This is a genomic window from Variovorax durovernensis (genome assembly GCF_977011995.1).
The window spans coordinates 746,902-760,507 of record NZ_CDRNCW010000002.1 but is presented as its reverse complement, the minus strand read 5'-3'; the positions used below and the strand labels follow the sequence as shown (position 1 = coordinate 760,507).

Genomic DNA, 13,606 nt, shown 5'->3' with positions numbered 1-13,606 from the left:
GATGAAGTCGATCAGCCACGGCGTATTGATCTTCAATGGCGACGCGCAACTGCTGCTCTGCCACGCCACCGACGGCCCCTACTGGGACATCCCAAAGGGCGGCGGCACGCTGACCGAAACCGGTCGGCAGACAGCTGTGCGGGAGACCTTCGAGGAATGCGGCCTGCGACTGGCGCCCGAAGACCTCCTGCCGCTGGGTTGCTTCGCCTATCGCGCGGGAAAGGACCTGCAGCTCTACGCGGTCCTGACGGACAACTTCGACGCGCATGCGTGCACATGCGGCAGCCAGTTCGTCGATCGCCGCGGCCGCCCGCGTCCGGAGATGGATGCCTACCGGTGGGCGGGGTTCGACGAGCTGCCTCAATGGTCCGCGAAGAGCCTGGTCGCCGTGCTGACGCGAGCACTGTCGCTGAAGACGATCCTGGGGCAACTGCAGGCGCTGGAGTTCCGGCACGGCGATGTTGATCCCGCACAAGGTCCGCAAAACTCCACCGCACAAGAATGAAAGCACAGCCTGCGCCGCGCTGAAGCAGGTCCGCTCTTTTCTTTTCACTGCGAGAACAACCATGCCCTCACATCGCCGCACCTTTCTTCTGACCCTTGTCGCAACCGGCGGTCTCATGTCCGTCACCGAGGCCTTCTCCCAGGCCAAGCTCGATGAGAAGGATCCGCAGGCCGTGGCCCTCGGCTACGTCGCCGACACGACGAAAGCCGATGCCAGGAAGTACCCGAAGCACGACAACACGCAGGTCTGCAGCGGCTGCGCGCTGTGGCAGGCCAAACCCACTGACGCCATGGGCAACTGCGCGCTGTTCGCAGGCAAGCCGGTGAACGCGAAAGGCTGGTGCGGCGCCTGGTCCAGGAAGGCCTGATTCCGGGGGGCGTCGGTGACACGGAGCGGCGGAGCGGCGCGGGCAAGCTTGCGCCACTTCGCCGGCCTCGACATCCTTCACGGGCGCCGCGCTTTACGACCCCGTCTGGACCAGCGCGATCCATTCCAGGGCCGACTTCGGCGTGGCGCTCGCGGCGTTCGGCTTGATCTCCAGGAGCGCCAGATATCGCCACGGAAAAATTCGGAGACCGGCACCGAATGCCATGGTGATTCGTTTGGCGGGGTAGTGATCGCCGGGTGCCCTTCGGTACCACCGAGGTCCCGCTTCAGCCCGCTCGCCCGGCCAGCGCCGTCAAGGCCTGCGCAGTTGCCGCATCAGCGGGAAAGAAGGACTCGACCGCCAACTCCTGCAGCGTCACGTCCACGGGCGTGCCAAAGATGGTCGTCGTGCTGATGAAGCTCAGCACGCCGGTCTCAGTGCGCAACTGCAAGGGCACGACCACGCCGGACAAGTCGCCAGTCGGGGTCGGCCCGGGGTCGGCCATAGGGTAAGCGGCCAGTTCTCTGCGCAGCGCCTTCAGCACCGGGTCCCCGGTGGCGGCGATCTGCTGGGCCAGGCGCTCGAGCAGATGGGCACGCCATTGCGCCAGGTTCACGATGCGCCTGGCCATCCCCTCGGGGTGCAGCGACAAACGCAGCACGTTCAGCGGATGCTGCAGCAGCGCCGGTTCGGCACCGGCCCTCAGCAGCGGCACCAGTGCGTTGTGCGCCACCTGATTCCAGTGTCGGTCCACCGCCAGCGCCGGATAGGGCTCGTGCCCCTTGAGCACAAGGTCCACCGCACCTCGCGCGGCCTGAAGCGCCGGATCGTCCAGCGCGCGCTGGTGGTACATGGGCGCGTAGCCTGCCGCCACCAGCAAGGCATTTCGTTCGCGCAGCGGCACGTCCAGTCGCTCCACCAGGCGCAGCACCATCTCGCGGCTCGGCGCCGCTCGGCCGGTCTCCACACAGCTCAGGTGGCGCGTCGAGACCCGTGCCTCTTGCGCCAGGTCGAGTTGGCTCAAGCGGCGGTGCTCGCGCCAATGCCGCAGGTGCATTCCGAAGGAGTCGCGGACGCCGGGACGCGTTTCAAGGGCAGTGGTCATGCAGCCGATTGTGACGCGCCGCGTCGTGGCCACCATGACGTCCGAGGTCATAGACCGTGCCGGGTGGGCAGCGTGATCTGGCACAGAATCCGCTCCAAAGCTGGTGCAATTTCAAAGTTGGCTCGCAAAGAGGTGCCGGCAAGTTCCATTCTGGCTCTGCGCTAGATGCACCTTCAGAACGTCGGCACCGTCCCTGGTCTGTCGATGTCGCGTTCGACTCGCACTCTGTCTCATCAGCCGAAGATTGCCGCGCAGTCTTCTTTCGCCGTCATTGCAGTCATAGGTTCTAGTGAGAGGGAAGGACCGCACTGCAAAGCGGACATCTGGAACTAATGCGCCAAAGACGGCTCAGGGTCATTTGCGTGAACGGCCTGCGCAACTACAGTCGGCCATGAGCGGGAATTCGACGTCATCGACGAAGACCCTCGAGAATCGATGGCCACGCGAAATTGGCCGCATGTCCAACCTGACACTCTTCAATTCCTACCTCCAAAGCTGGAACGCGCAGCCTGACGGCGAGCCCTTTGCAACCCACGCCGGCCACCTACTACCGGTCCGTCTCGATGGACATCCGGACGGTCGCGCCGGAATGATCAAGATCGCGCGTCACATTGACGAGCGGGTCGGCGCTCAAGTGATGCGCTGGTGGGACGCGATGGCGCTGCGCGCGTGTATGCCCTCGATGAGAGCGCGGGCGTACTGCTGATGGAGCGTGCTACCGGCGCGGGTCATCTGCTAAAAATGGCTCTAGAAGGTGATGACGACGCGGCCACAAGCATCGTCTGCCGCACCATCGGGCGGCTGCATGCGAAGCGGCCCTTACCGCCGCCAGAAGGACTGCTGCCGCTGACGTGCTTCTTCGAATCGCTGGCGCCGATGGCGCGGCGTGAAGGCGGCCTGATGGCCGAATGTGCAGCCGTGGCAGATGAGCTGTTGGGCACGCAGCGTGAGCACGTCGTGCTGCACGGCGATGCGCACCATAGCAACATCCTTGATTTCGGCGCGCGCGGCTGGCTAGCAATCGATCCCAAGCGCGTGACCGGCGAGCGCTGCTACGACTACGTCAACGTTCTGTGCAACCCCGATCTGAAGACCTGCACCGAACCGTCGCGCTTTGCGCAGCAAGTCGACATCGTCGTCAACCTCGCTGGGCTGGAACGCCGCCGCCTGCTCCAGTGGGTGATGGCCCATGCCGCGTTGTCGGCCGCCTGGTTTCTGGAAGACGGAGAGCGCGACGAGGCCGACAACGAACTGGCCGTAGCACGAATCGCCCGGCAGGCACTGTGCTGAATCTCGTCAAGTCTTCCGGTGCGGACGAGTCCGCAGCCAGCGCCTGCTCTGGCACGCATCAAGGCGAGGGAAATTCTTTCAGCTCTGAGAGAAGGCCGTTCGAGCCCCGGCGGAGGTCCGCTCAGGGCTCAAAGCTCGCTGGCCCTGACGGGCTACAGTCGGCCAGAGCCGGTCACTCAGCACGCAGGCCAAGTCGCTAGAGAAATTGGGCGTCTTTCGCTTGATTGATCCCCGCTGACGACACCCTCTCTTCTTGTCGGCCAATCACCAGGTCCAACGTATCCCCGCGTTGCCCATCACCGTTCGCTGGCGCTTTCCACCGAGGTTGGCGGTATAGCTCGCCGTCACGAATGCACTGGTCGACTTGTTGATCTTGGCGACCAGACCCGCGTTGATTTGCGCGGCCGACTGGCTCACGTTCGTCGTGATGGCCGTCGCACCGCCGAAGACAGCGTTGTCGCTTGAACCGAAATTGCGCAACAGGTTCAAGCGCACATAGGGCTGCCAGACGACGCCGGGGGTTTCAAAACGGCCCTGCAGCCGCACGCCCACGCGGCCGAGAAAAGTATTGCCGCTATTGAACGCGACCGTGGATGCGGTGTCGTTCAGGTCGTTGATCGACACCTTCTGCCAGAGCAGCTGCGCCTGCGGCTCGATCGTCAGGTTCTCGTTCAACGCGATCGGCCAGCCGCCCTCGATGGAGCCGCTGAACGACTTGCCGTGGACCGAGGTTCCGAGACCATCGCGCGAATTCGTGTCGATGGACAGCGAACTTCCCATCAACACCGTATCCGTGTACCAGCCTCCCGGCCCGATATGCGTCCAATACCCGCCCAAGCTGTACGCGTCGATCGCGAGGCGGCCGACGGCCGAGCCCTGCCAGCCCATCGCGAAACCATCAACGTCGCCGCTCGCGCGCGCATAGCCGACGAACAGCCCGTAGTGGTTGCGGTGTCCGCTGGCGTTGGAGTCCGCATAGATGTCCAGCCCGGTCTGCAAGCCCGCAATCGATCCCTTGTATCCGGGGTTGACGGTGCCGTCCTGACGCAAGGTGGTGCGTCCGCCCCACACGCGCCCCCATGCGGCTGGCAACTTGCCGTCCCCCGTCAACAGCGACTGATCACCCTGTCGATCATGGAAGTTGTCGAGTTGCTGGATACCGATCTGGCGGGCGATTGCCGGCAATTCGGCATAGATCGCAACCTCCGGCCGGTATAGCGGAATGGGCGTGATCCCCGAAGGTGGGAGCGGTGGCGTCCCTTCGGATGGCGTGGGGGTTTCAGTGTCGCCACCTGGCACAGGCGGCACGACGTTGCGCAGGTACCAGTTCTGCGACGTACCGCCGCTCACCCCACCCTTGGCGAGATAGTAGGAGTACGCGCCAGCCTTGACCGGGCCTGCGAGCGTGAAGGCGCTCGCCGCAGTCGTCGCACCGTTGGTGGCCTGGACCACCTGGATACCGTCGGCGAGCGTCTGCGCGCCCCCGCCGCCGACATTACGGATGCGCAGGCTGGACGTTCCGGTCGCAGTACCTCCATTGACGACGAGCCGGTCGGATGGCGCGCCGTCTCCCGCCACGTAGGTGTTCAGTCCAATGACGCCGTTCTGGCCGACATAGTTGCCGACGACGTTGAGCCGGTTGCCCACACCCAGGCCGCCGACCTGCACCAGCCCCGCGTTGATCAATTGCCCGTTGATCGTGAAGGCGCCCATCCCCGAACCGGCGAATTGCGGCAGGCCATCGGCCACCGCGACCGTTCCATTGTTGGTGACCTTGCCAGTGACGCTACCGTAGCCTCCCAGCGTGGCGCCCGGAGAGATATTCGTGTTGCCGCCGCCGGACAGCGCCGCGCCGGGATGCGCGGCATCGCCCACGGCGAGCGCGCCGGTGGCTACCGTGGTGATGCCGCTGTAGGTGTTGTTCGCGGTCAGGACCGTCATGCCACTGCCTGCCTGGGTGACCGTCCCCGTGCCCGAGATCGTTCCGGGGAAGGTCACGTTGTCGGAACGATTGAAGACAAGCGAGCCGTTGTTCTTCACGTCGCCGACGATCGCGCCGGTTGAGCCCCCGTTGCCAAGCTGCAGCGTCCCGGCCGAGATCGTTGTGCCGCCGCTGTAGGTGTTGTTGGCAGTCAGCACCGTGGTGCCGGTGCCCGCCTGGGTCACCGCGCCCGAACCTGAAACCGCACCGGGGAAGATCACGCTGTCGGACCGGTTGAACACCAGCGAACCGTTGTTGGTCACGTCTCCCGTGATGCTTCCGCTGGTACCGCCATTGCCGAGTTGCAGCGTGCCCGCGGAGATCGTCGTGCCACCGGCATAGGCGTTGGTGCCCGTCAATGTCAGGCTGCCCGTGCCGGCCTTGGTGAATGCACCGGGCCCTGTCATGCCTTGTGCCAGCGTGGACGTGAACCCTTGCGTATCTATCGTGCCGCCCGGTGCGTTCAGCGTGACTGCACGGGACGCGGCCAGGTCGAGGTTCTGCTGGAGTTGCAGCGTGCCGCCGTTGAATGTGATCCCGCCCGTGTTCGCGCCCAGGGCACTGTCGGCGCTCACGGCCACGGTGCCCGCCGTGATCGTCGTTCCGCCCGAATAGGTGTTGCCGCCGGCGGCCGAGGGCGCCAGCACCAACGTGCCGGCCTGCGTCTTCTCGACCGCGCCTGTCCCCGAGATCAGGCCCGTGTACGTGCCGTTGTCGGGCTGTGCGAAGCGCACCAGCCCGTTGTCCGTCACGGTGGGCGGCAGGCTCTGCGCGCGCGCTTCGAGCGTGCCCGCAGGATCGACGATCACCTTGCCCGTGTACTGGCTGTTGTTGCCCGTCAGCACGAGCGTGCCCTGCTGGACCTGCGCCACCGTGACTCCCTTGATCGTGCCGGTCAATGTCCAGATGCCCGGGTCGTTCTTGTAGAGCGTCGTGAAATTGGTCATGTTCCCAGGCAGCGATGCGTTACCGGTGCCACTCAGGAAGATGGTGTTGTTCCCGCCACCGCCATCGAAGTTGCCCGTGATGACAGAGCCTGTGTACAGCCGCAGCGTGTCATTGCCTCCAGCAAACACGAGGTTGCCGATGACCTGGCCCTTGTTGCTGAAATCGACCGAGCCGTTGCCGGAGGCGCCAATCACGTTGCCGGGTGCCTGGATGATGCCGGTCTCGTTGTTGATGACCGTGTTCAGTCCGCTGGAGTTTTCGAACCAGATGGCGGCTGCGGCGACGCTGCGGATGGTTCCGTTGTTGATGATGGTATTGCCGCTGCCGATTGGGTTGACCGCCTCCCCATTGCCTTGCGTTCCACCCGCTGTGACCTGCGCGCCCTGCGCCACCGTCAGCGTGCTGTTATTTCTGAATTCGATGGTGTTGCCACCGGCGACGTAGAGGCCGTTGGTATTCGTGGCACTGTTTCGCACAATCGCGCCGCTCTGGATCGTGATGTTTGCGTTGTCCCCCAGACTGATCGCGTTCGCGTTCCCAACGGCAACCTGCGCGTTGGGTCCCACTGTGACGATGGATCCCGATGGTGTGGTCGGTCCCGTGCCGATGGTCGTGGCCCAAGGATTGGGCGCTGTCGTATCGCAGTTCGTCGTCAGTCCGGACACGGTGCACGCCGCATAGGCATCCCATGGTTTCAATGCTGAGAACAGCAAGAGAGAAGAAGCTGCGGAAACAACGACCCGGTATCGAACGGAGTGGGACATGATTGTTAACTTTGTTGACGAGGGTTAACAATTGTTCTTGACACCTAGCGCCAGCGTCGTATCGCTTAGACGACGCCGAAAAGCAAAAACACAGTGGAACGTGACTTAGTACACACACCTGGCGATGAGGACAAAAACTTGGACTACCTGAAAGTAGTTCTTTTATTCCTACGAAGATCGAATCCGAGCAGTCGAGCTCTTCATCAAACTTGGCAAACGAGTAGTAAGCAATGGGATGGACGCCCCCACGTGAACACTATCGATACGGTGAAGGGAGTCTCGGCCCGGCGTGCCGATCGCCTCGGTGGCATTGGCCAATGGCATCAATGCGAACCTGTTTGTGCCACTGGATCGAGCAAGGCGGTCAACGGTTGCCCAGCGCCGACTCTGTCGAGGCGACTGTCGACATGCCGCGGGGTCAAGCCAAGGCGGCGTTCGTGCCGGTACAGTTCGACGCCCCGTCCTCGCCGACTGAATCTGACATCCGCATCGAACTCAAGCGCGGTGCGACCACCGTGGTCGTGAACTAGGGAAAGTCTGAACAGGTCACAAATTGGCGTGCGCTGAGGGCCGATGGTGTGCATGGTGATGAACCGCATCGCCGGATGCCCCGAATCTCGCCAAGTAAGACTTCTCGCCTCGTCTTCTTCCTCTTGCCCACTTGCTCGGCATCCGCAAAACTGATCTGGCTCATCTGTTCAATTGGGTCTCGCGCTTTCCCCGCCATCGTCGTTGACACAGCGCGTCACCGACCAGACCGCCTGAAAAAGATCTGCGGAAATCGTTGCAACGATGCCGTACTCCTTCTTTGTGGCTTCCACTTCCTCCCATGCGCCTTCTGGAAGAACTCCATACTGATCAGCCGCGCGCTCTCTGTCATATCTGAGCGCCATCCCGTCTGACTTGACCTCTACGTAACGTACCCAAGTGCCGTCCGCTCCGATCTCCGAGTAGCACACGTACTCGTCGACCCCTAAGGTATTCCCGCTTGAGCAGTAAAGGCGATACAACATAGGTCTGATCGGTGTGCGAGGTCGGCGTCCAATCGAAAGCAGTGGGCCCAACGCGGCTAGGCTGCCGTGTGGATACGCTTCTCGCCTGCAGCGAAAGTTGCTTTCTGAATGTGCCCATCTCGAACCTCATAGACGCAGAGCATCTCCATGGTGCCGGATCCCTCTGGGAAATTTCGCGTGACGATCTCGAAGTCCACGACGACATTTCCCATGACGGTTCTCGTCAACAGCCGAGCGTGAAGATCGGGCTCTGCCAGCCGCAACGAGAACCGCGCGCGTAGCTCGGTTCTTCCAGAGGCTGTTCGTTCACCGTGCAGGTCAAAAAGCGCCGCGTCAGCCGCGTAGGTTCTCAGAAGCGCTTCCAAGTCTCTCGCGTTGTAGGCATCGAGCTGAGCTTGGACTACCGTGGCAGCGTTGTTTGATGGCATCTATCTGGACCAATTGTGAAGTTTGGGTGTCACCCGTGACTGTCTGGTTGTGGCCGATTTTGTTGAAAAACTCGGCCGAATCCCAGTAGCTGGCTCGCCGTTTGCATGCCCTTTGTCACCGACGGAGGTAAGCATCATGATGGGGCAAGCAACCGTTCAAGATCAGCTCTTCTACGCATTCAACCTCGACGATCACGTCCCACGTGATCACCTGCTTCGGGGCGTGGACCGCTTCCTCGATCTCGGCGAATTGCGTCAGCATCTTTCGCCGTTCTACAGCCACACCGGCCGGCCATCGATCGATCCCGAGCTCATGATCCGGATGCTCGTCATCGGCTACTGCCTAGGCATCCGGTCTGAGCGTCGGCTGTGTGACGAAGTCCATCTCAACCTGGCCTACCGATGGTTCTGCCGCCTGGGCTTGGAAGACAGAGTCCCCGATCATTCGACGTTCTCCAAGAACCGCCATGGCCGCTTCCGCCAGAGCGATGCATTCCGATTCGTCTTCGAGACGGTACTGCACCGCTGTATGACCGAAGGCTTGGTTCAAGGCGAAGGCTTCGCCATCGACGCCAGCATCATCAAGGCCGACGCCAATCGCGCGCGTAATGCTCCTACTTCTGAGGTTGAGCAATGGCGCCGAGGCACCCAGTGCAGCCGCGCGGTGCGCGAGTACCTTGAAGCGCTCGACGTGGCCAATCCAGTTGCAGACGGTGTGCCCGAAGGGACGTACGACACGCAGACTGCATCCCGGAACATCTCTCCGACCGACCCTGCTGCGCAATGGACCGCAGCACCCGGTGGCCCGGCGTTCTACGCGTACTCGACCAACTACCTGATCGATCTGTCGGCGGGCATCATCGTGGACGTGGAGGCAACGCCTGCGCATCGCACACCGGAGGTCGAGTCCACCCGAACCATGATCGATCGGGTCGAAGAGCGCTTCGACATCAAGCCGCGAAGGCTTGTGGGCGACACCGCGTACGGCTCCGCACCTCTGCTTGGCTGGATGGTCGAAGACAAGCAGATCGAACCTCACGTTCCGGTGTGGGACAAGACGGTTCGCAAGGATGGCAGCCTGTCGATCGGCGAGTTCCAGTGGGTGCCGGAGCGCAATGAGTACGCGTGTCCCGAAGGCCATGCGCTGCGCAATGAGCGACGCCGGTTCACGATCCCGCGCAGCCACGTCACGAAGGCCGACACCGTGATCTACCGAGCCAGCCAGACCGACTGCGTCGACTGCGGGGTCAAAGATCGGTGTTGCCCGAACACGCCGTTCCGCAAGATCGCCCGAAGCATCCATGAAGGTGCCCGCGAGACGGCACGGTCCATCGCAAAGACACCGGAGTACAGCCAGTCGCGCAGGGAAAGGAAGAAGGTCGAGATGCTGTTCGCACACCTCAAACGCATCATGAAACTGGATCGGCTCCGGCTTCGCGGACTCAGTGGTGCGCAGGACGAGTTCCTGCTGGCGGCAACTGCCCAGAATCTTCGGCGAATGGCCAAGTGGTTGATGCCAATTGAAGCAGATGCGGGAATGAGGATCGCGTGAGATGGGCCGCGAGGCCTCTCAGGTTCTATCGCCCCCGCAACCGAGCTGCGAATCCTCGTGATCGCCGATGCGCACAGGATTCGAGAAGAGTTTTTCAACACAATCGGCCGACAACGGCTGTCGGCCCATTGTGGCTGGTCAAATGAAGAGCGCACACGCGTTGACATCACTTTCTTAAGGTCACCTGAAGGACGCGACGAACGCGGACCAGATCAAATGCAATCCAAGACCGCTGCCCCTGGAGGAGGACACCATATGGTGGTGGGTCTACCTTCAGCGACATTTCCAGGAATCCTTCCCAGCGCATGCCGACATAGCCGCCTTTCAGGATTGACGAATCTTGCTGGGTCGCGCAAGGAATCAATAACTGACCATCTGGGGCGCGCATTGTGTGCATCCGAATGGAAATTGATGAATCCGTGATGATCTTTTGCCCTGGCCGCGCATCGGGGGGAAGCGAAGACTGAACGACAGGAACAAACACCTCCCCGTTCTTCATTCGACGATACAGCTCTTGGAAATCTTCGTCGCGCTGGAACTCCGCTACGTTGTAGATGAGGTCCTCGAGATCGAGTTTTGGTGCGGCCTTGGCACCAGCAAATAGAGAGAAGATTCCCATCGTGATTCGATTGACGCTGATTGTTGCGATAGCCCCTTCGCGCCTTGCAGATTGTTGATGCCAGGTTGGTTCGTGTGCACACGCTTCAGAGCGAGGAGCTCCCAACCCCTACAGAAATCGTTGCGTGCGCGCCGCGAAGGTCTGCGATGAGGAAAATTGAGCGAGCGCAGCCTTGGCCTCGGCCACCGACGGGCGCTTCAGTTCAATCGCCTGGGCGACAGCGAGCGAGGCGGGAAGGAACAAGAGAATGGTCAAACGTCTCATTGATGGACATGGAAGTAAATTCGAGGTCTGAAGTGACGGACGACTTGCGGCCAGCATACGCCCGTCACTGGAGAATGGCATCCCGCTCTTCCTCGGCAGAGGCCGTCAAGGCCTTCTCCAGTATGTCGAACACGTCGCGTCCGGTGCTCGACACGAAGTAGTTGCCAAGGCTCGTGATGTGCGCTGCGATGTTGTCGCCCCAGGGCGGCTTGGACTGACGGTTCTCGATGTCCCACACTACAGACGTGGGAGGCAAATTGCTCAGGGTCGCCTTTGCCTGCTTCAGCTCCGCAAGCGCAAGCGAGGCATTCAGGTGAGGTAAACGGCCTTGATAGAGTTCGTTCATTAGATGCGGGAAGCGGCTGCCCCAGCCAGTGGGTTCGCAATGCGCGCTGATGGTTGAGAAAAACGAATGCACGAACGACGGCGCACCGAACTCGTCTGTGATTGAACCCACCGTCACTCCAACTGCCATCACCGTTCCTCGTGTATTGGCGTCGCGTCTTGCGTCGCCTTGTATGACTGCTATCGGGCAAATTCTGCCTTGCAGCGGAATAGCCAGTTCTGGCCGACTGCAGCCCGCTGAGCCTGTTAGCGCTTCTGGTTTAGAGAGGTCGTGCCTTGTGCGCCATAGCCAACCCATCGGCCGCCGCTTGAATTGACCCGCATGGGTTCTGGCCGGCGCCAGCCTATAGCCCAGCACATGCGTGGCTCACGACCGGAGGTTTGTCGTTTGAGTCCATCTGGGAATCAGCCTCCAGGTCAACGCGAAAGATGCAGGAGTAGGGTGGCCACAGGTTGCCTTTCTGACTGGAGCACTGCAGCATCGTGTTCTTGCTCAATGGAACCTCGGGGGGCGTGGTGCACGCGTAGCCTTCCAGAGCCAACTTGCGAGCCAATTTTGTAGGCGGCTCACCCCTGGATGCTGTCAAGATGGCATCCAGCTTTTGACTTTCCCTCACTTCGAGGGGAGCACATCCGCATGTCATCACCAGCAGCGCGGGAAGAAGTATTGCTTGACGAGGTATCGAGCGGAATTGGCGCATGGTTTCGGCCGACATGGTTTGATATTTTCCGCCCGATAGTAAAAGCCGGAGTCCGCCCTCGACCGCATCCTGCCTGTGAACACGCACCTCAACTGGCGCTTGTTACGCCGTCCAGGCCAAGCCGTTCGAGAACCTGCTGGTTGTACCGCGCCCAATCTCGTTCCGAGTTCTCGATGACCACCTTGTCCAGCGCCAGCCGTTCGAACAGTGCGTCAGTCATGAGACGGTAGTCCTGGTACAGGGCGATGAGTCCTTCGAGACCGACCAAGTTCCGGCGCACCGCGTAAGGTCCCTTCAGCTTCCAGTCGACCTGATACTTCACCCAGGCCTCCCCCCGCTCCGCGCAAACGGTGCGCACGGCGCGCTCCACGCTCTCCTGCCGCAGGTAGACGATGAACGGGTGCAAGGGTGCGATGAGCTGGGTCAGGCTCGCGCAGTAAATCGCGATTTCATCGAAGCTCGCCTCCATCAGGAAGAGATTGGTGAGGTCACCGTGAAAGAGCTGGCCGTCCAGCACGGGCACTGCAGCGCCAAGTCGAACCTCTTCAATGAACGACCTCCATCTTGAAAGCGCTCGAAGCGCCAGTTGTTCAGCCGTGGATTCGCGCCAGGGTTCGAACCAGTGCTGGAGCTCGTCGGTCGCTCTTACGGGGTGCGGGTCGGCGCGTTCGTGAACAGGAAGTGCCTGCCGGCCTGCATCTTCAAGCGCCTTGGCGACGAACCTCATGGTCGTCGACTTTCCGGAGCCCATGATGCCTTCGATGATGACGAGCCCGTGATGCTCCGAAGACCGTTGGCATGGCAATGGGATGGGGTTCATGTGGATGTTGTATCCGATTCGGGCAGCAGTCCTCACTGCCCGTTCCTCGCCGACATTGGCCGGTTGAGGCCTCGCGAGCAGGGCCTATGTCTTCCTGCATATGCCTTCTTGCGCACCGGTTCTCATGACTTTGGTCATTTCACGTTCACCACCATCCAAACTAAGATGCCCGCACCATGGCCACCGCCACACCACTGCCGCCACATGCCGCGCCATTGCGTGGCGAGGCCGGCGTTGTCATTCCGGCGCGGGGCATCCTGGTGGTCGACGATCACGAGTTGGTGCGACTGGGCCTGCGGGCATTGCTGTTGGCGGAGACCGGCAGCATGCCGGTGCATGAGGCACGCTGCCTGGCCGACGCATTGCGCTTGTACGAGCTCCATGTGGCGTCGCACCTCCTGGTGCTGCTCGATCTCGATCTGCCCGACGCCCAAGGGCTCGACACCCTGGTGCGCTTCAAGCGCGCCTTTCCTGCATCGCGCGTGGTGGTGCTCTCGGGCAAAGACAGCCATGTGCTGATGCAGGGCGTGATGGCGCTCGGGGCGCAGGCCTTTCTGCCCAAGACAGGTCACCTGGGCGAGGTGTTGCGCTACGTGAGGGACAACGATCTGGTCGGTCTGCCGGCACGGCCGTCCGCGGCCCCGGTTACTGCAGTGACGCAAGTGGCGACAGCAGCGTTGCAGCCGCAACTCAATGCGCGCCAGGTCGAGATCCTCGATTGGCTGCTGGCCGGCAAGTCGAACAAGGAAATCGCACAGCTGTCGCGCCTGACCGAGGGCACTGTCAAGAACCATGTGTCCACCCTGCTGTTGCTGTTCGGCATGCGCTCGCGAGCCCAGCTCATCAGCAGCCTGAGGTGATCCTCCGCGCCATGCGGCCTTCGACATGGCGATGCCGGTATGCC

General features: G+C 61.9%; 15 protein-coding genes. 7 read left to right on the top strand and 8 right to left on the bottom strand.

Going from position 1 to position 13,606, the window contains the following annotated elements; translation table 11 throughout:
* The first annotated feature begins 1 nt into the window (after nucleotide 1).
* Both ACWV14_RS35575 and ACWV14_RS35570 read left to right on the top strand, forming a co-directional pair.
* On the top strand, nucleotides 2–505 hold the full coding sequence (locus ACWV14_RS35575; protein WP_454908529.1) for an NUDIX domain-containing protein: 504 nt from the start codon (nucleotides 2–4) through the stop codon (nucleotides 503–505).
* A 61-nt stretch (nucleotides 506–566) separates the two neighbouring features.
* Entirely contained in the window at nucleotides 567–872 is a 306-nt protein-coding gene (locus ACWV14_RS35570) for a high-potential iron-sulfur protein (protein ID WP_454908528.1), read from the top strand.
* 93 nt (nucleotides 873–965) lie between these two features.
* On the opposite strand, the gene ACWV14_RS35565 is transcribed toward ACWV14_RS35570, so the two are convergent.
* Together ACWV14_RS35565 and ACWV14_RS35560 are read right to left on the bottom strand one after the other, a co-directional pair.
* The gene (locus tag ACWV14_RS35565; RefSeq protein ID WP_454908527.1) at nucleotides 966–1,097 is read right to left on the bottom strand and encodes a hypothetical protein; all 132 of its coding nucleotides are present in this window, start codon (nucleotides 1,095–1,097) and stop codon (nucleotides 966–968) included.
* Nucleotides 1,098–1,158: 61 nt separating this feature from the next.
* The gene (locus ACWV14_RS35560) at nucleotides 1,159–1,977 is read right to left on the bottom strand and encodes a helix-turn-helix domain-containing protein (RefSeq protein ID WP_454908526.1); all 819 of its coding nucleotides are present in this window, start codon (nucleotides 1,975–1,977) and stop codon (nucleotides 1,159–1,161) included.
* A 457-nt stretch (nucleotides 1,978–2,434) separates the two neighbouring features.
* On the opposite strand from ACWV14_RS35560, the gene ACWV14_RS35555 reads away from it, so the two are divergent.
* Nucleotides 2,435–2,683 (top strand): aminoglycoside phosphotransferase family protein, encoded by a 249-nt coding sequence (locus ACWV14_RS35555; protein ID WP_454908525.1) that lies wholly within the window; start codon nucleotides 2,435–2,437, stop codon nucleotides 2,681–2,683.
* Nucleotides 2,647–3,267, top strand: a complete 621-nt coding sequence (locus ACWV14_RS35550) for an aminoglycoside phosphotransferase family protein (RefSeq protein ID WP_454908524.1) — start codon at nucleotides 2,647–2,649, stop codon at nucleotides 3,265–3,267. The genes ACWV14_RS35555 and ACWV14_RS35550 overlap by 37 nt, the downstream gene beginning before the upstream one ends.
* 264 nt (nucleotides 3,268–3,531) lie before the next feature.
* Here ACWV14_RS35550 and ACWV14_RS35545 read toward each other — a convergent pair whose 3' ends face one another.
* On the bottom strand, nucleotides 3,532–6,960 hold the full coding sequence (locus tag ACWV14_RS35545) for an autotransporter outer membrane beta-barrel domain-containing protein (RefSeq protein ID WP_454908523.1): 3,429 nt from the start codon (nucleotides 6,958–6,960) through the stop codon (nucleotides 3,532–3,534).
* A 407-nt stretch (nucleotides 6,961–7,367) separates the two neighbouring features.
* Between ACWV14_RS35545 and ACWV14_RS35540 the strand changes: the two genes are divergently transcribed.
* The gene (locus ACWV14_RS35540; RefSeq protein ID WP_454908522.1) at nucleotides 7,368–7,490 is read left to right on the top strand and encodes a hypothetical protein; all 123 of its coding nucleotides are present in this window, start codon (nucleotides 7,368–7,370) and stop codon (nucleotides 7,488–7,490) included.
* A gap of 539 nt (nucleotides 7,491–8,029) precedes the next feature.
* Here ACWV14_RS35540 and ACWV14_RS35535 read toward each other — a convergent pair.
* The gene (locus ACWV14_RS35535; RefSeq protein ID WP_454908520.1) at nucleotides 8,030–8,401 is read right to left on the bottom strand and encodes a nuclear transport factor 2 family protein; all 372 of its coding nucleotides are present in this window, start codon (nucleotides 8,399–8,401) and stop codon (nucleotides 8,030–8,032) included.
* Nucleotides 8,402–8,537: 136 nt separating this feature from the next.
* Between ACWV14_RS35535 and ACWV14_RS35530 the strand changes: the two genes are divergently transcribed.
* Entirely contained in the window at nucleotides 8,538–9,953 is a 1,416-nt protein-coding gene (locus tag ACWV14_RS35530; RefSeq protein WP_454904799.1) for an IS1182 family transposase, read from the top strand.
* 166 nt (nucleotides 9,954–10,119) lie between these two features.
* On the opposite strand, the gene ACWV14_RS35525 is transcribed toward ACWV14_RS35530, so the two are convergent.
* The 4 genes from ACWV14_RS35525 to ACWV14_RS35510 form a co-directional block, all read right to left on the bottom strand.
* Nucleotides 10,120–10,572: an SseB family protein gene (locus ACWV14_RS35525; RefSeq protein ID WP_454908519.1), complete on the bottom strand. Its 453-nt coding sequence runs from the start codon at nucleotides 10,570–10,572 to the stop codon at nucleotides 10,120–10,122.
* Between the two features lie 108 nt (nucleotides 10,573–10,680).
* Nucleotides 10,681–10,827: a hypothetical protein gene (locus tag ACWV14_RS35520; protein WP_454912874.1), complete on the bottom strand. Its 147-nt coding sequence runs from the start codon at nucleotides 10,825–10,827 to the stop codon at nucleotides 10,681–10,683.
* Nucleotides 10,828–10,900: 73 nt separating this feature from the next.
* Entirely contained in the window at nucleotides 10,901–11,311 is a 411-nt protein-coding gene (locus ACWV14_RS35515) for an immunity 70 family protein (RefSeq protein WP_454908517.1), read from the bottom strand.
* A gap of 659 nt (nucleotides 11,312–11,970) precedes the next feature.
* Nucleotides 11,971–12,702 (bottom strand): hypothetical protein, encoded by a 732-nt coding sequence (locus ACWV14_RS35510; RefSeq protein WP_454908516.1) that lies wholly within the window; start codon nucleotides 12,700–12,702, stop codon nucleotides 11,971–11,973.
* A 176-nt stretch (nucleotides 12,703–12,878) separates the two neighbouring features.
* Between ACWV14_RS35510 and ACWV14_RS35505 the strand changes: the two genes are divergently transcribed.
* Entirely contained in the window at nucleotides 12,879–13,562 is a 684-nt protein-coding gene (locus tag ACWV14_RS35505) for a response regulator (protein WP_454908515.1), read from the top strand.
* Nucleotides 13,563–13,606: the final 44 nt, after the last annotated feature.